Source organism: Pseudoalteromonas sp. BSi20311, assembly GCF_000239875.1.
GTDB lineage: Bacteria > Pseudomonadota > Gammaproteobacteria > Enterobacterales > Alteromonadaceae > Pseudoalteromonas.
Map to the genome: position 1 here is coordinate 1 of NZ_BADU01000100.1, position 16,177 is coordinate 16,177.

Annotated in this window: 17 protein-coding genes; 14 read left to right on the forward strand and 3 right to left on the reverse strand. The window is 40.7% G+C overall.

What is annotated here, in order from left to right; genetic code table 11:
* Positions 1-19: 19 nt before the first annotated feature.
* The 3 genes from flgN to flgA all read right to left on the reverse strand — a co-directional run bounded on the left by flgN (position 20) and on the right by flgA (position 1,546).
* Positions 20-451, reverse strand: a complete 432-nt coding sequence (gene flgN, locus P20311_RS11800; RefSeq protein WP_036932872.1) for a flagellar export chaperone FlgN — start codon at positions 449-451, stop codon at positions 20-22.
* Positions 444-764, reverse strand: a complete 321-nt coding sequence (gene flgM, locus P20311_RS11805) for a flagellar biosynthesis anti-sigma factor FlgM (RefSeq protein ID WP_008113060.1) — start codon at positions 762-764, stop codon at positions 444-446. Before flgM ends, flgN begins: the two co-directional genes overlap by 8 nt.
* Before the next feature lie 74 nt (positions 765-838).
* Positions 839-1,546 carry a flagellar basal body P-ring formation chaperone FlgA gene (gene flgA, locus P20311_RS11810; protein ID WP_164487126.1) on the reverse strand — a complete coding sequence of 236 codons (708 nt, stop codon included), beginning with the start codon at positions 1,544-1,546 and terminating at the stop codon, positions 839-841.
* Between the two features lie 138 nt (positions 1,547-1,684).
* On the opposite strand from flgA, the gene P20311_RS11815 reads away from it, so the two are divergent.
* The 14 genes from P20311_RS11815 to P20311_RS11880 all read left to right on the forward strand — a co-directional run bounded on the left by P20311_RS11815 (position 1,685) and on the right by P20311_RS11880 (position 16,149).
* Complete coding sequence (locus P20311_RS11815) at positions 1,685-2,617, forward strand: chemotaxis protein CheV (protein ID WP_008113063.1); 933 nt, start codon at positions 1,685-1,687, stop codon at positions 2,615-2,617.
* Between the two features lie 20 nt (positions 2,618-2,637).
* Positions 2,638-3,468 (forward strand): protein-glutamate O-methyltransferase CheR, encoded by an 831-nt coding sequence (locus P20311_RS11820; protein WP_008113064.1) that lies wholly within the window; start codon positions 2,638-2,640, stop codon positions 3,466-3,468.
* A 129-nt stretch (positions 3,469-3,597) separates the two neighbouring features.
* Positions 3,598-4,008, forward strand: coding sequence for a flagellar basal body rod protein FlgB (gene flgB, locus P20311_RS11825; RefSeq protein ID WP_008113066.1), 411 nt, complete (start codon positions 3,598-3,600; stop codon positions 4,006-4,008).
* A gap of 2 nt (positions 4,009-4,010) precedes the next feature.
* On the forward strand, positions 4,011-4,442 hold the full coding sequence (gene flgC / locus P20311_RS11830; RefSeq protein ID WP_008113068.1) for a flagellar basal body rod protein FlgC: 432 nt from the start codon (positions 4,011-4,013) through the stop codon (positions 4,440-4,442).
* Between the two features lie 13 nt (positions 4,443-4,455).
* Positions 4,456-5,133 (forward strand): flagellar hook assembly protein FlgD, encoded by a 678-nt coding sequence (locus P20311_RS11835; protein ID WP_008113070.1) that lies wholly within the window; start codon positions 4,456-4,458, stop codon positions 5,131-5,133.
* Between the two features lie 57 nt (positions 5,134-5,190).
* Positions 5,191-6,576 (forward strand): flagellar hook protein FlgE, encoded by a 1,386-nt coding sequence (gene flgE, locus P20311_RS11840; RefSeq protein WP_008113071.1) that lies wholly within the window; start codon positions 5,191-5,193, stop codon positions 6,574-6,576.
* A 133-nt stretch (positions 6,577-6,709) separates the two neighbouring features.
* Positions 6,710-7,453, forward strand: coding sequence for a flagellar basal body rod protein FlgF (locus tag P20311_RS11845; RefSeq protein WP_008113072.1), 744 nt, complete (start codon positions 6,710-6,712; stop codon positions 7,451-7,453).
* Between the two features lie 21 nt (positions 7,454-7,474).
* Positions 7,475-8,263 (forward strand): flagellar basal-body rod protein FlgG, encoded by a 789-nt coding sequence (flgG, locus tag P20311_RS11850; RefSeq protein WP_008113073.1) that lies wholly within the window; start codon positions 7,475-7,477, stop codon positions 8,261-8,263.
* A 14-nt stretch (positions 8,264-8,277) separates the two neighbouring features.
* Positions 8,278-8,961, forward strand: a complete 684-nt coding sequence (flgH, locus tag P20311_RS11855; protein ID WP_008113074.1) for a flagellar basal body L-ring protein FlgH — start codon at positions 8,278-8,280, stop codon at positions 8,959-8,961.
* 12 nt (positions 8,962-8,973) lie between these two features.
* Complete coding sequence (locus P20311_RS11860) at positions 8,974-10,068, forward strand: flagellar basal body P-ring protein FlgI (RefSeq protein ID WP_008113075.1); 1,095 nt, start codon at positions 8,974-8,976, stop codon at positions 10,066-10,068.
* Positions 10,069-10,204: 136 nt separating this feature from the next.
* Positions 10,205-11,200 (forward strand): flagellar assembly peptidoglycan hydrolase FlgJ, encoded by a 996-nt coding sequence (flgJ, locus tag P20311_RS11865; protein WP_008113076.1) that lies wholly within the window; start codon positions 10,205-10,207, stop codon positions 11,198-11,200.
* A 1-nt stretch (position 11,201) separates the two neighbouring features.
* Positions 11,202-13,208, forward strand: coding sequence for a flagellar hook-associated protein FlgK (gene flgK / locus P20311_RS11870; protein ID WP_008113077.1), 2,007 nt, complete (start codon positions 11,202-11,204; stop codon positions 13,206-13,208).
* 2 nt (positions 13,209-13,210) lie between these two features.
* Positions 13,211-14,470 carry a flagellar hook-associated protein FlgL gene (gene flgL, locus P20311_RS11875; protein WP_008113078.1) on the forward strand — a complete coding sequence of 420 codons (1,260 nt, stop codon included), beginning with the start codon at positions 13,211-13,213 and terminating at the stop codon, positions 14,468-14,470.
* A gap of 275 nt (positions 14,471-14,745) precedes the next feature.
* Positions 14,746-16,149, forward strand: a complete 1,404-nt coding sequence (locus P20311_RS11880; protein WP_008113080.1) for a flagellin — start codon at positions 14,746-14,748, stop codon at positions 16,147-16,149.
* Positions 16,150-16,177: the final 28 nt, after the last annotated feature.

Below are 16,177 nucleotides of genomic sequence, written 5' to 3' on the forward strand. Positions count from 1 at the left end.
TTTTTTATGGCTGTTCTTTTTAGGCTTTTAAGTTACGTACAATACTGTTATCAGTATTTACAACGCTGCCAGCTTGGTCGTAGGTCATCGATGATGGCGCACCAATTAAAATACCTTTCAACTGTTTTACACTTAACTGTGCCTGATGGGCTGCGTGAGCGTTAACTTCATTTTGTTTTTGACATTGCTCAAGCTTGGTTCTGGTCAGCTTTATTAAGTCAGCGTTTTCATCTGTCTGCTGATCATTACTGGCAATCAGTTTACTAAGTTCTTTATCTAGGGTGCTTATGCTGGTTAAAAAAGACATTTTTTGTTGGGCAATTTCTTTTAAACCTTCGCCTCGACGAGAAGCAATAGCATTAAGCTCTTGAGTAAGAAGCTCACTCAAGGTTGTTAAACAATTAATTTGTTCGTTTAGTTTAATCGTAATTAAACTATTGTGATCAGCCATAAACATTAAACTCGAAATCTGCTAAATTTTTGGCAAGCTTCTCACTATCTATTTGATACCTGCCTTCGGTAATAGCTTTTTTAAGTTCAGCAACTTTATTACTGTCAAAACCAGAAGACTGCTCTGCTTTTTCTTGCAAAGATTTTAGTTGCTTGGCTTGCGGTGTTAAGCTCACCGAGTCACTTGCAGCCTTAGGTGAAGGCGTTTGTGCAGCCTGTGTATTTGCATTATCTCTTTTTAAATCAACTTTTTGCTGTTGAGTGTTCGTTAAAACACCAGGCTGTTGATTTGATTTATTTACTTGACCGACCATGATAAAACCCGTTTATTACCCAACTGATGCCTATTTATCGGCATTTACTAAAGATACTTTAGCATAAATTTACATTAAATATTTACTTGCACAGACTCTACACCATCTACTCGTGCATTTAAAACTTTACCTGTTTTTTTGTTTTCTACCCGTACTTGTTCACCTAAGGTTCCATCCTCTAATGCAACACCCGTCGTTTTTACTCTTAACCCTTTAATATTAGCAAAAATGTTGACAGAGTCGCCTTTGCAAACCATACAAATTTGATTTAGCAGCACAGGCATACCTTCACGAATATTACGTTTACTGCGGCTACCAATAAGTAGCGCAGGATCATCAAGGTACTGAACACGTATAAAGTGCGCAGGACGCATATCAATACTTAAATGGGATGGAGTAATTACTTCACCTCGTGCTAAATTAGTAGTTGCAACAACAACAGGTGCTGATTCAGTGATTCTCACATGAACGTATTGTGCCCAGTTGTCACTATCGTTACATTTTATTTGAATGGTGACTTGACGATTAAAAGGGGGCTCGCTTGGCGTTACTAACTCTGGCTCAGAGTTACACTGACGATCAGGTATACGGCTGTCTAACGGTAATGCGCTAAACTGTATTTTGTTATCATTTGTAGCTACTGCTTTTTGAGCAACATAAGATACAGCCATTTCTTGAAGCGATTCTTTGCTAAATACTTGAGCCTTTAGTGGCAAAGTGAAGCAGAGGCTAGCAAGAAAATAAAAAACACTGTATCTTCTGGTTTTTTTTAACAAACTCATAATGTTTCGACTATGCTTATGGTTGCAAACAGGGTATAAATATTTTGCGTCAGAATTTAGACGCCCCCGTTGTGTTATGACGCTTTATTAATTGAAAGCAATTATCGTTCCTTATATTTGTTTTCTTAGGAGATTTAAATGGCCGGTATTTTAGACTCAGTAAACCAGCGTACTCAGTTGGTTGGGCAAAACCGCTTGGAATTATTGTTATTTAAGCTTAACGGGCGTCAGCGCTTCGGCATTAATGTGTTTAAGGTGAGAGAAGTTCTTCAATGTCCTCCATTAACGAGCATGCCAAAATCTAACGCTTATATTCGTGGTGTAGCGCATATTCGAGGCCAAACTATTTCTGTGATTGATTTATCTATGGCCGTAGGTGGGCGACCTATAAAAAGCATAGAGGATGGCTTTATTATCATTGCAGAATATAACCGCACAGTGCAGGGCTTTTTAGTTGGTGGTGTTGAGCGAATTGTTAATATGAACTGGGAAAAAATAATGCCACCGCCATCAGGTGCGGGTCGCTATTCTTATTTAACAGCCGTCACTGAAATTGAAAATGAACTGGTAGAAATACTTGACGTAGAAAAAATCTTAAACGAAATTTGCCCAGTGAATACTACCGTGAGTGATGATGTTGCTGCTCAAGGAAATATACAAAAAGACCTAGGTGAAAGAATTGTATTTATTGCCGATGATTCGGCCGTGGCACGAAATCAGGTTAAACGAGCGCTAGAGCCTTTAGGTGTTACTACTGAGCTTGCTAAAAATGGTAAAGAAGCTCTAAGAAGACTAAAAGAAATTGCAGAGCTTGATTGCGTTAATGATATTACAGAGCGTGTAGGGTTATTAATTTCTGATGTAGAAATGCCAGAAATGGATGGCTATACACTCACTGCAGAGATTAAAGCCGATCCTAAACTTGCACCACTTCATGTTATTTTACATACATCTTTAAGCGGTGTTTTCAATCAAGCAATGATTGAAAAAGTAGGTGCTGACGATTTTATTGCAAAATTTAACCCAGACGAGCTTGCTACAGCCGTTAATAAGTGGGTTCATTGTGATTAATAAACACAGGTGTTATTGATTTGACTAATAAAGATTTGCAGCAAAAAGAATACGATCAATTTCGCTTATTTTTAGAGCAACAGTGCGGTATTGTTTTAGGTGAAAATAAGCAGTATTTGGTAAAGAGCCGTTTGGCACCATTAATGTCTCGATTTAATGTTGAATCGTTGTCTGAATTGGTAAGTAAAACTCTCGGTGTGCATGAGCGCCAGTTGCGCGCAGCCGTTGTTGATGCCATGACAACCAATGAGACATTGTGGTTTAGAGATCAATATCCGTTTGAGTTACTTAAAACCAGATTATTCCCTGAGTTTAAAACGTTAAATAGGCCATTAAAAATATGGTCTGCGGCGAGCTCATCAGGACAAGAACCCTACTCAATAGCGATGTCGGTTGCTGAGTTTCAATCCAGCAGCCCTGGTGTTTTAAAAATGGGTGCACAAATAATTGGTACAGATATATCAAATACCATGCTTGATATGTGTAAACATGCTGAATATGATGCATTGGCATTGGCTCGCGGACTCTCTGCTGAACGTCGTAAAAAGTTTTTTAAAGACAGCGGCAATGGTATGGCACAAGTGGTTGATTCATTGAAAAAGCAAGTGAGCTTTAGGCATTTAAATTTGCTCGATTCGTACGCTTTAATGGGTAAGTTCGATATTATATTTTGCCGTAATGTTTTAATTTACTTTTCACCTGAGGTGAAAGCCAAAATAATTGCACAATTCTCTCAAGCACTTAACCCTAAGGGGTATTTATTTTTAGGTGCGTCGGAGTCTATGTCTGGTTTAAGTACTGACTTTGATATGGTGCGTTGTAACCCTGGTATCATTTATCAAAAGAAATGACCTTCATTAATATATTATCCCTCCTCTAAACGACGCCTATTGCGTCGTTTTTTGTTTTTATCATCACTATTTTCACTGCTGGCTCATTTATTGCTTTATCGGTACTGAGTCAATTTTTTGGAGGTAGTTATGGCTATCAGTTTTGATAAAGCATTAGGCGTGCATCCGCATGCGATGTTGATCCGTTCGCAAAGAGCAGAAATGCTCGCTACTAATATCGCAAATGCTGATACGCCCGGCTATAAAGCAAAAGATATCGACTTTGCCTCAGCATTAAAAACGGCAAAGTCTAACCAACTAAGCGGCAATAGCATGGTAAGAACCAATGAAAAACACATTGCCGGTGGTACCCGAAGCGTAGGTGGTAATGAATTATTTCGTACGCCAAATCAAACAGATACAGGTGATGGTAACTCGGTTGATATACAGGTGGAACGAAACTTGTATACACAGAATGCTATGGAGTATCAGGCCAGTGTCCAGTTTCTTAATGGTAAGTTTAAAGGCCTGAAAAAAGCCCTCGGTAGTCAAGGAGCCTAATTATGAGTTTATATAATGTGTTTGATATTGCTGGTTCTGGTATGAGTGCACAAAACGTGCGATTAAATACCACCGCAAGTAATATCTCTAATGCCAATACAATTAGCTCTTCACAAAATGAGACGTACCGAGCGCGACAACCTGTATTTGCTGCGGAGCTAACAAAAGCGTCAGCGTCAGCAAGCAACCCACAGGGCTCTGCCGTTGGTGTGAAAGTGTTAGGAGTGGTTGAGAGTGATAAACCACTACAAATTGAATATAACCCAAACCATCCCAGTGCGGATGAAAATGGTTATATTTATAAACCCAACGTGAATGTTGTTGAGGAGATGGCAAATATGATTTCTGCATCTCGCTCTTATCAGACAAATGTTCAAGTTGCTGATGCAGCTAAGCAAATGTTAAGTAAAACACTGCTGCTAGGTCAGCGGTAACTGAGGGTAGCTCATGAGTAACGATATTAGCACTTCTTCATCCTACATGGACTCTTTACGTTGGCAAGATAAGCAAGTGCCAAAAAAAGAGGAAAGTGATGCGTTAACCCAAGAAGATTTCTTTTCGTTGTTAACACAGCAATTGTCATATCAAGATCCAAGCAAACCAGCTGATAATGATCAGATGATTGCGCAAATGACAAACTTTACTATGGCTGAAGGGATCTCAAATTTAAACTCTAATTTTGAGTCTTTAGCCGCATCGATGACATCAAATTCGGCATTGCAAGCATCAACACTGGTTGGTAAGCAAGCACTGCTGGAGTCTGACACGCTTGAGCTAAATGAGTCGGGTGAGGTTAAGGGAGCTATTGTTGCTGAAAAGCCGGTAGATAATTTAACACTTCGTATTGAAGATGCATCAGGGCAGTTAGTTAAAACCATTGATTTAGGTACTCAGCCTGCAGGTGCAGTGCGCTTTGCATGGGATGGTAAAAATGAAGCGGGTGAGCGGCTTCCTCCTGGTGAATACAAGGTTAAAGCTGAAGGCAGTACGGATGGCGAATTTTCAAGCCTCCCAATTGCTTCATTCAAAAATATTGAGAGTGTTAATATTAATGGCTCAAGCGGCATTATTATTAATACCAAAGAAGGTGCGGTTAGGCTGACTGATGTCGCAGAAATCGCGTAATAGATTTTATGTATTTTTTAGCCATCAGGCTAAATATTTTTAGGTTAGAGGTTAATTATGAGCTTCAATATTGCATTAACAGGCCTTGCTGCCGCACAAAAAGATTTGGATGTTACCGCCAATAACATTGCCAACGTAAATACCACAGGCTTTAAAGAGTCACGTGCTGAATTTGCTGATGTATATGCTTCATCAGTATTTAGTGCAGGTAAAACTAAAAATGGTGATGGTGTACAAACCACCATGGTTGCCCAGCAATTTCATCAAGGCTCATTACAGTTTACTAATAACTCACTGGATTTAGCGATTACCGGTGAAGGTTACTTTGCTATGAGCCAAGACTTGGGAGCCCAAGATTTTACCTACACGCGAGCAGGTGCATTTAAGCTGAACAAAGATAACTTTGTTGTCGATGCTAAAGGTAATTTTTTACAAGGGTTCCCCGTTGACGAAGCAACTGGTGATACTACCTCTGTGAGCTTGAGTACTTCTTCTGCTTTGCAAATACCTGACTCGTCGGGTTCTCCACGTGCGACCTCTAGTGTTTACAGCTCATTTAATTTAGACTCCCGTGCAGACGCGCCAACGCTTCCTTTTAATCCTACTGAAAGCGCAACATATAATTCATCAACATCAACAACTGTTTATGATTCTTTGGGTGAACCTCACGTGCTTCAGTTTTTCTTTGTGAAGAACGATCCATCAGTCCCTGGTGATGAAAATCAATGGGATGTGCATGCTACGCTTGATGGCAAATCTTTTGGTAGTGATGGCGTTGAACAGGATGGAACACCAGCTCTTCCGTTTGAGCCTATTAGTACGTTTAAATTTGATTCGAGCGGTTTACCTTCGACCACAACTGTAAATGGCACAACAACAGCTAATGTAGCTAATACTTTTAATCCTTTGTCTGTAGTTGCTGGCGGAGGAGGTACTCCTGGGCTGTCGAATATACTAACCAATGGTGCTAGTTTTCCTGCAGATATAGAGATCAATTGGCGAGATCAAGCTGGTACAGCTAACAAAGTACCAACCCAATATGCAAGCCGCTTTGAGGTAAAAGCACTTGAGCAAGATGGTGCGACAGTAGGGCGTTTAGCGGGTATTGATATTGGTACCGATGGAAAAGTAGTTGCATCTTATAGTAATGGTGATTCAACCTTCCTTGGTCAAGTAGCTATGGTGCGCTTTTCAAACTCACAAGGTTTGCAGCAAGTAGGTGACACTTCATGGAAAAAAAGTTTGACCTCGGGGGAACCAATTGCGGGTGAGCCAGGTTCAGGCACACTAGGCAACATTAATTCGTCAGCTCTTGAGCAGTCTAACGTAAACTTAACCAATGAGCTGGTTGATTTGATTAGTGCGCAGCGTAACTTCCAAGCAAACTCTCGTGCGCTTGAGGTTAACTCAACTATTCAACAGAACATCCTTCAGATCAGATAATCATATTTTGATTTACTAAGGCTGCTTAGTGCAGCCTTTTTTATTCCTCTCCTAAAATCTTATTCACACTTAAATTTAATTTGGCACTTATATTGCATTTACTCATACATAGATTTCTTAATGAGTCGATGTTATGGATAAAATGGTCTACATAGCGGCATCTGGCGCTAAACAAAGCATGCAAGGGCTTGCTCTTAAAGCCAATAATTTGGCAAATGCGAATACCACTGGGTTTAAATCTGATTTTTCGCAAGCACGGTCAATGCAGGCTTTCGGTGAAGGTTTGCCGACTCGTGTTTTTGCTATGCAGGAGCGCCCAGGATCTAACATGACATCGGGCGGTGTTGTCGAAACAGGTCGCAGCCTTGATATTGCTATGAGTGATAATGCATGGCTGAGTGTTCAGGATGCCTCCGGTAATGAAGCCTATACAAAAGTGGGTTCGTTAAATATAACGGCTGAAGGAATGTTGACTACCAGCGACGGTCGTCAAGTTATTGGCGAAGGTGGGCCAGTCATATTACCTGTACCGATTGAAAAAATTGAATTTAGCAAAGATGGCACTATTCAAGTTCGCCCTCAAGGTGCACCGGCTAACTTTTTAGAAGAAGTTGATCGGCTAAAAGTGGTTGATGCAAACAACGCTACACTCGAGAAGGGTAACGATGGCTTATTTAGAGCTAAACCAGGCCAAATAGTTGAAACATCAGCCAATGTACAAGTATTAGGTGGCACATTAGAAAAATCGAATGTAAATCCTGTGCATGAAATGGTCGATATGATCAGTCATCAACGCCAATTTGAATTACAAGTAAAACTGATGAAAACAGCTGAAGAGATTGATCAACGTCAAGAACAGCTGATGCGCATCGTTTAACTATAACGTGAGGATATTATTATGAATCCAGCATTATGGATAAGTAAAACAGGGCTTGACGCTCAACAAACAGATATATCGGTTATATCAAATAACTTAGCGAATGCCAGTACAGTGGGTTACAAAAAAAGCCGCGCTATTTTTGAAGACTTACTCTACCAAAATATTAATCAACCAGGCGGTCGCTCATCGCAAGACACCGAAATGCCGTCAGGCTTAATGTTGGGCGCGGGTACTAAGGTGGTGGCTAACCAAAAAAACTTTTCGCAAGGTAATATGCTCACCACTGAAAATTCATTAGATTGGATGATTTCAGGTCCTGGCTTTTTTGAAGTTTTACAGCCTGATGGCAATATTGCTTATTCGCGTAATGGCCAGTTTACTACCGACGGCGACGGGCGTGTTGTAACCTCGGGCGCTGGTTATGTTGTTCAGCCTGAAATGAATGTGCCTGATGATGCACAGTCAATCACCGTATCTCAAGATGGTGAAGTGTCAGTTCGCATTAAAGGTCAAGCCGAAAACGTGGTTATTGGTCAAATTACTATTAGTGATTTTATCAATCCGTCGGGCCTTGAGCCTATAGGGCAAAACCTTTATACCGAAACTGCAGTAAGTGGTGCACCTGTTCAAGGTAACCCGGGGGTTGAGGGCTTAGGTACAATTATTCAAGGTTCACTTGAAACATCAAATGTAAATGTGACCGAAGAGTTGGTTAATTTGATTGAAACTCAGCGAGTTTACGAAATGAACTCAAAGGTAATTTCAGCGGTTGATGAAATGATGAGCTACATCAATCAACAATTATAGTCTTGGGGGATTGTATGCGTAATATCATGTTATTTGCAGTAGGGACTTTACTGTTAAGCGGTTGTGTATCTACACAAAATAATGAAGTAGTGCAGGACGATCCCTACTATGCACCTATGTATCCAGAGCCTAATATGGAGTCAGTGGTAGCAACTGGCTCTTTATTCAGTACACAATTATCGAATGACTTATATGCCGATAAGAAAGCACTTAGAACAGGCGATATCATTACGGTTAAATTGCAAGAGTCAACCCAAGCCACAAAAGCGGCTAAAACAGAAACAGATAAACAAACAGATGCTAGCCTCGATCCTGTTATTGGTTTAGGTGGTTTACCGGTTAATATTGGTGGCGATAGTATTCAATTTGGGGTTGGTAGTGATGCGTCGTTTAAAGGTGACTCAAGATCAAATCAATCAAACAGCCTAGTTGGCGATATTTCGGTTAACGTGATGCGAGTATTACCAAATGGTAATTTGGTGATTCGCGGTGAAAAATGGCTAACGCTAAATACCGGTGAAGAATTTATTCGCTTAGAGGGGTTAGTGCGTCCACAAGATGTTAATGCTGATAATACCGTTGAGTCTAATCGTATTGCGAATGCGCGTATTCAGTATTCAGGTAAGGGTCAAACTCAAGAGGCACAAAGCCCGGGTTGGTTAACGCGTTTCTTTAGTAGCTCATTGTTTCCCTTTTAGAGGACATTCAACATGAATGGTTTTAAAGTTTTTTGTTTTATGGTGCTACTAGGCTGGCAATTTACTGCCAGTGCTGAGCGAATTAAAGATGTATCTATGGTTGAAGGGGTGCGCTCAAACCAATTAGTGGGCTATGGATTGGTTGTTGGTTTACCGGGCACCGGAGAGCAAAGCCGTTTTACCGAGCAAAGTTTTAAAGGCATGCTTAATAGTTTTGGTATTACACTACCTGCGAGTTTAAAGCCAAAAATTAAAAATGTTGCAGCGGTTGCTGTTCATGCAGAACTCCCTCCATTTAGAAAGCCAGGGCAGACTATTGATATAACCGTGTCATCAATTGGCAGTGCAGGCAGCCTGCGCGGTGGTACATTATTACAAACATTCCTAAAAGGGGTTGATGGTAATGTTTACGCCATCGCTCAAGGCAGTTTAATTGTAGGTGGCTTAGGCGCTGAAGGCCTTGATGGTAGTCGCGTTGTGATTAATACGCCAACGGTAGGACGCGTACCAAATGGTGCAACCGTTGAGCGTGCTGTTAAAAGCCCATTTATGCAAAACGATTATATTACCTTTAATTTAAACCGCCCTGATTTTACTACTGCTAAACGTTTAGAGAAAACCATAAATGATTTAATCGGCCCAAATAGCGCTCAAGCACTCGATGCGGCTTCTATTCGCGTTATTGCACCTCGTGATGCCTCGCAACGTGTATCGTATTTATCAACTCTTGAAAACTTAGAGTTTAAGCCTGCGGATACTTCGGCAAAAATAATTGTTAACTCACGCACCGGCACTATAGTTATTGGAAAAAATGTAAAATTACAACCTGCGGCAATTACACATGGTGGCCTTACTGTGACCATTGCTGAGCAACAAAATGTGGCACAGCCAAATCCTTTAGCAGAGGGGGAAACAGTGGTTACCCAACAAAGTATTATTGACGTTAATCAAGATGATTCACGTGCTTTTGTATTTGACCCAGGTGTCAGCCTTGATGATTTAGTTCGTGCTATTAATGAAGTTGGCGCTGCCCCTGGCGATTTAATGGCGATTCTTGAAGCACTTAAAGAAGCCGGTGCAATTAACGGTCAGCTTGTTGTAATTTAGTTTTATAAGATTCTAGACCCTAAGCCCTAGGGTCTTTAACCCTTAACCTTTCATCCTTAACCTTTCATCGCTACTCTTCTTTTGGCTCAATTATTGCATTTAACTAGGTATTATTAATTATTGTGTCAAAAAGCTGATGGAAACAAATCATCTAGATAAGCAAAACTTTTTTGATTTAGGCAACTTAGACTCTTTGCGTCGAGATGCTTTAAACAGCGGTGATGCATCAACCGATGCATCTAAAGCGGCGTTAAAAAAAGCGGCGGCACAATTTGAAGCTATCTTCACCCAAATGCTACTGAAAAGTATGCGTAAAGCCAATGAGGCTTTTGAAGACAAAGAAAGCCCATTTAATGCAAGTGGCGTGAAGTTTTTTGAAGAAATGCACGACCAACAGATGGCTACAGAGCTTTCATCAAATGGCTCTTTAGGTCTTGCTGATTTAATTGTGCAGCAACTATCGCCAGATGGAAAAAACTTTATGCCAGGCTCAGTTCTTCGTACAACGTCAGATTTCTTTAGTGACCAACGTGCGGGTAGCACCTTACCTCATCAAGAAAACCAAAAGGTCACTGAAAAAGTGCCGCTCGTTGATTCAACTGAAAAAAGCGAACAAAACATAGCGTCTGGCACATTTGAAAATGCTGAGGAATTTGTAAGTACAGTGTGGGAACACGCAAAAACAGCGGCTAAAAAAATTGGTTTAAATCCGGCGGTTATGGTTGCGCAAGCAGCATTAGAAACTGGCTGGGGTAAACATATTATCAGTAAAGGTGATGGCAATAGCTCAAATAATTTATTCAATATAAAGTCAGATAAAAGTTGGCAGGGCGAAAAAGCCAGTAAGGTCACTTTAGAGTTTGAGCAAGGCGCTGCAGTTAAAAAGCAAGCAAGCTTTAGAGCGTATGACTCAATAAAAGATAGTGTGAATGATTTTGTGGATTTTTTAACGCAGAACCCTCGCTATCAAGATGCATTAAACAATACAGCAAAGCCGCACAAATTTTTAGACTCTTTACAGCAAGCCGGTTATGCAACCGACCCTAACTATGCTGACAAAATAAAAAGAGTGCTAAACAGTAACGAATTGAAGAATATCGCCACAAGCGTGATCCGCCAAGGAGTAGAGTAACATGTCGTTTAATTTATTAAACATTGCTAATTCAGGCATTAGAGCTAACGCTGAGCTACTGCAAACGACAAGTAAAAACATCGCAAATGTTAATACCGAAGGGTATGTACGTGAGCGCACCGAGTTTACCACTATGATTGATAATCAGGTAGGCCGTGGCCAAACGTATCGATTATTGAATGAGTTTGCGCAAAAGCAATTAAACCGAGATACCTCAAATAAAAGCTTTTTTGATCAATTTGTTAGTGAAGCGAGTCGAGTTGATCAAATCTTTTCAGAAAAATCAAACAGCTTATCAACTAGTATCAACTCAATGTTCAATAACGTACAAGAGGCTCTTAATCAACCTTCATCAACGGTTGCTCGTTCATTAGTGATGAGTGATGCGCAAAATTTGATTGATCAAATGGACAGGCTTGCAGGTATTGTTTCAGAGCAAAAAGCGGTGGTTAATGAGCAATTAGAAATTTTTTCAGAAGAGGCGAATACGCTAATCGAAAGTATTAGTTCGTTGAACCAAGAAATTGCAGGTGTTCATGGTACCAAGAACGAAGCGGATGCGAGCTCAGCTTATAATGAGCGTGATAAAGCAATACGTGATTTATCTGAACTGATTGATATAGAAACACTCGATGGCCCCAATGGTGAAAAACAAGTATTTATGGGCTCAGGTGAAGCGGTTGTTATGCAAAATGGGTCATTCAACTTGTTCTCGATTAGTGGCGATCCAGATGCCAATTTTAAAGAGTTACGTTTAGATGTAAATGGCGGTCAAGCTGTGCCACTGGAAATAGATCCTACTAAATTAAAAGGTAAAATTGGCGGTTTATTGGCATTTAGAGACGATATTTTGGTGCCTGCACAAAATCAAATTGGCCAGATGGGCATTGCACTTGCCGATTCGTTTAATCAGCAAAACCGTTTAGGGATGGATGCTAATGGTGAATTAGGTGGAGATATTTTTGAAATTCCAACGGTCAGTGCTTATGTTTATCAAGCAAATACCGGAACAGCTAATATGTCAGCAACCGTTGAGGCAGGTAAAGGCAGCGAACTACCAGCCAGTGACTTTGTGATCACTTATACGGGTAATCCTAATGAGGTGAGCATTCAGCCTATTGATAATAAAGGTGAGCCTTTAGGTACAGCCTCTTTAGCAACTATCCCACCCAGTGGCATTATCGATTCAGCAGCGATTACTAGTGGGGAATCGTTTGGCTTAGAGCTTAATGTAACGGGAGTCGGTAATGCTGGGGATCAATTTCAGGTAAAGCTCAATAGTGGCGCTGCGGGTAATATATCGTTGACCAGTGGTCGAGGTGAAGACATTGCTTTGGCCTCACCAATTAGAACAGCAGATGGCCTTGATAATACAGGGACAGGTACTATTTCACCGGGTGATGTGAGCGATGTAACCACTGGCAGTTTTAGTAACCCTCTAGGGCTAGCTAATGGCCCTATTAGCATTGTTAAAACAGCTAATGCTAACGAATATCAACTGACTGACGGTAATGGCACGACCACGTTTACGGTTACACCGCCTGCTAATAATATACTCGCTCAAGCTGGAGCGCCTTACGATGGCTATGGTTTTGACTTTAATATTGAAGGTGTACCGGCTACAGGTGATACCTTTAATTTAGAATTTAATGAAGGCGGTTTTGATGATAACCGTAATGGCCAAAAGCTCGCAGATTTACAAAATACCGATTTAGTACGTCAAAATGTAGTGGCAAGTGCCTCAGCCGATAATCATAAAACGTTGAATCAGGCCTATGCAGGCTTGGTAACTGATGTTGGGGTAGTGACCAGCCAAGCAATGACCAACGGTGCTGCATTTGATGCATTAGCACAACAATCAGAAGCCTGGTATGAATCATTGTCGGGCGTAAACTTAGATGAAGAGGCGGCTAATTTGCTGCGTTTTCAGCAATCTTATGCTGCATCTGCTCAAGTATTGTCTGCAGCACGTTCTATTTTTGACACTTTACTGAGTGCGGCGAGGTAATTATGCGTTTATCAAATAATTTAATGTATCAAAATAACATTAATAAAATACTTGAGAATCAACAAAATGTAGCAGGTGCGCAAGAGCGTGTCACTACAGGCCAAAAATATTTGAGTACCTCTGAAAACCCTGCAGCTATTTCTCAGGGTATGTTGTACACCAATAAAATAGAAACGAATGAGCAGCTGACCAAAAATATTAACCAGCTAAAAGGGCGTTTAGAAACCGAAGAAAGTTTATTACAAGGTATGAACGACACTATTTTAGAAGCGCAAATGTTAACTATACGAGCGGGCAATGGTTCGTTAGATGAAGGTGATTTGGCTTCAGTTGCCAGTGAACTAAAAGAACTGCAAAAATCACTGCTTAACTTAATGAATAGTCAATCTGAAGGAGGGAAATACCTTTTCTCTGGCTATCAAGACGATATTCAAACTTATACATTTAATAGCACCAATGGCAAATACGAATATCAAGGCGATCAAGGCCAACACGAAGTGACGATCGCAAAAGGCGTTGAGATCAAATCAAGCGATAATGGCTTTAATGTATTTGAACGAGTTGATGCGCGACTCGATGTAGTTTCAAACGATGGAACGCCAACAGGCGGCATTACCGCTGGAACTGTTTATGTTGAAAACCAAGGCGAGTTTGACCGTTTTCATAAAGATAATTATAACTCAGACCCAGATCCGCTTATTTCTCCAACGATCAATACCTATAACGTTAATGTTATCCCTGGTGCAACGCCTTCAGCGCCTGATCAATATGAAATATTACGTGATGGTAACCCTCTTGTACCACCCGTTACGGGTGAAGTAACCGATGAACCGATTGAATTTGCAGGTATGGAAATTCAACTTGAGGGGGCAGCACCTGGGCAGCTTGATTTCACCCTTGAGAAACCAAGCAAAGAAAATGTATTGAATACGCTGGAAGATTTGATCATTAGCCTAAATGACGAACAACTTGATGAAGCGCAAATTAACCAAGCATTATCGGATGGTTTAATTCAGCTTAAAAATGCTAGTGAACAAATTGTATTTACACAAGCTGGTTTAGGTGGACGCATGAATGTGGTTGAGCGTGTAACCGATTCAAACAGTGCACTAGATATCAATAATCAAGAAAACAGATCTAGCCTAATTGAGATTGATGCCGCTGAAGCGATTAGCGATCTCACAAAACATGAGTCTGGTTTACAGGCCTCACAAGCGACTTTTGGTCGTTTGGCTAAACTCTCATTATTCGATTATTTATAAACACCATCCAAGGCAGGTTATTACTTTTAGGAAAAATAGGTAATAACTTGCCTTAACGAAGCGGCAAAAAACTGTCACCCCCCTTTTTCTCTCCTGTCAAAAAAATGCTCACTATTTATTAAATACCGTAATAAAAGTTATTTAGTTGTTATAAAACATGGGTTTAATGTTTTATTATTAGTTGGCACAAGTAATGCATTCAACTAGTCATAGACAGTGTGGTTTTTGCTTAAATATTTTGAACCACATTCTGATTGAAACTAGGAGATGGTAAAATGGCTTTAAGCGTAAATACAAATGTTGCATCACTTAATGGGCAACGCAATCTATCTAAATCTAGCATGGCACTTGAAACCTCAATGCAGAGACTATCATCTGGTTTGCGTATTAATAGCGCAAAAGACGATGCTGCAGGTTTACAAATTGCCAACCGACTAACGTCTCAGGTTAATGGCCTAACGGTTGCTCAGCGTAATGCCAACGATGGTATTTCTATGGCGCAAACTGCTGAAGGTGCAATGCAAGAGTCAGCAAATATTCTGCAACGTATGCGTGACTTATCACTGCAATCGGCGAATGGTTCAAATAGTGCGGTTGACCGTGCATCACTGCAAAAAGAAGTAGCAGCCCTGCAACAAGAGCTCACTCGAATTGCAGATACCACTAAATTTGGTGGCACCAGCTTACTTGACGGCACTTTTGGTACTAAACAGTTTCAGGTAGGTGCAAATGCGAATGAAACCATTAATGTAAGTTTACGTAATGTTGCTGCCGATGCTATTGGTTCCAACGAAATTGATGGGCCAGGAACTGTATTTGGTGTAGTAGCTGCAGGCAGTATGGCTGCAAATGAAGTTGTAGCTCCTGGATCACTGAATATCAACGGTACTGATGTTTTAATTGGAGCAAATGATGGCGCTGATGGTGTAGCTAATTCTATTAATGGAGCTGCGGCTGGTGTTACAGCTGAGGCTCGTCTAAATGTTGTTATCGCAGGGATAACGAGTACCGATAATGCAACTATAAAAATTGGCGATGATGAATATGACTTAGGCACTTTTGGTGGTGATATGGCGCGCCTAGCAGAAGAGATGGTGGCTGACGGTTATGATGCTGTTTATGACCCAGCTGCAGGCAATATTAGCCTAAAAGCAACAGGTGTTGATGGTATTGAATCTGTAATGGAAGCAGTTGGTACGCCTGCTGGTGGATTAACGTTTGATGGAACTGCTGCGGGAGCAACAACAGCTTCAAAAACATCGGAAATAAATTTGTCATCACCGAGCAAAATTGGTATTTCAAACGATGGAGCAGCAAATGAGCTCCAGATGTTTAATAGCTCATTAAGTCAATTGTCATCAGTGGAGGCGATTGATATTAGTGGTACAACTAGTGAAGGTGCTCAATCTGCAATTCAAACTATTGATGCTGCATTAGCGCAAATTGACGCCCAGCGTGCAGACTTAGGTGCGGTGCAAAACCGTTTTGGTTTTACCATTGCCAATCTTGCTAACGTATCTGAGAACGTGTCAGCTTCTCGTAGCCGTATTCAAGATACTGATTACGCGCTTGAAACAGCAACCCTAACTAAAAACCAAATTATGCAACAAGCCGGTACCACTATTTTGTCGCAGGCAAACCAGTTACCACAGGCCGCATTAAGTCTTTTAGGTGGCTAATGCCAGCTAGTTATAAAAAAGCAGACAA

Excerpts from the sequence above, each read along its gene's own strand:
- flgN (WP_036932872.1), bottom strand. The coding sequence starts at position 451 with ATGGCTGATCACAATAGTTTAATTACGATTAAACTAAACGAACAAATT.
- flgM (WP_008113060.1), bottom strand. The coding sequence starts at position 764 with ATGGTCGGTCAAGTAAATAAATCAAATCAACAGCCTGGTGTTTTAACG.
- flgA (WP_164487126.1), bottom strand. The coding sequence starts at position 1,546 with ATGAGTTTGTTAAAAAAAACCAGAAGATACAGTGTTTTTTATTTTCTT.
- P20311_RS11815 (WP_008113063.1), top strand. The coding sequence starts at position 1,685 with ATGGCCGGTATTTTAGACTCAGTAAACCAGCGTACTCAGTTGGTTGGG.
- flgB (WP_008113066.1), top strand. The coding sequence starts at position 3,598 with ATGGCTATCAGTTTTGATAAAGCATTAGGCGTGCATCCGCATGCGATG.
- flgC (WP_008113068.1), top strand. The coding sequence starts at position 4,011 with ATGAGTTTATATAATGTGTTTGATATTGCTGGTTCTGGTATGAGTGCA.
- P20311_RS11835 (WP_008113070.1), top strand. The coding sequence starts at position 4,456 with ATGAGTAACGATATTAGCACTTCTTCATCCTACATGGACTCTTTACGT.
- flgE (WP_008113071.1), top strand. The coding sequence starts at position 5,191 with ATGAGCTTCAATATTGCATTAACAGGCCTTGCTGCCGCACAAAAAGAT.
- P20311_RS11845 (WP_008113072.1), top strand. The coding sequence starts at position 6,710 with ATGGATAAAATGGTCTACATAGCGGCATCTGGCGCTAAACAAAGCATG.
- flgG (WP_008113073.1), top strand. The coding sequence starts at position 7,475 with ATGAATCCAGCATTATGGATAAGTAAAACAGGGCTTGACGCTCAACAA.
- flgH (WP_008113074.1), top strand. The coding sequence starts at position 8,278 with ATGCGTAATATCATGTTATTTGCAGTAGGGACTTTACTGTTAAGCGGT.
- P20311_RS11860 (WP_008113075.1), top strand. The coding sequence starts at position 8,974 with ATGAATGGTTTTAAAGTTTTTTGTTTTATGGTGCTACTAGGCTGGCAA.
- flgJ (WP_008113076.1), top strand. The coding sequence starts at position 10,205 with ATGGAAACAAATCATCTAGATAAGCAAAACTTTTTTGATTTAGGCAAC.
- flgK (WP_008113077.1), top strand. The coding sequence starts at position 11,202 with ATGTCGTTTAATTTATTAAACATTGCTAATTCAGGCATTAGAGCTAAC.
- flgL (WP_008113078.1), top strand. The coding sequence starts at position 13,211 with ATGCGTTTATCAAATAATTTAATGTATCAAAATAACATTAATAAAATA.
- P20311_RS11880 (WP_008113080.1), top strand. The coding sequence starts at position 14,746 with ATGGCTTTAAGCGTAAATACAAATGTTGCATCACTTAATGGGCAACGC.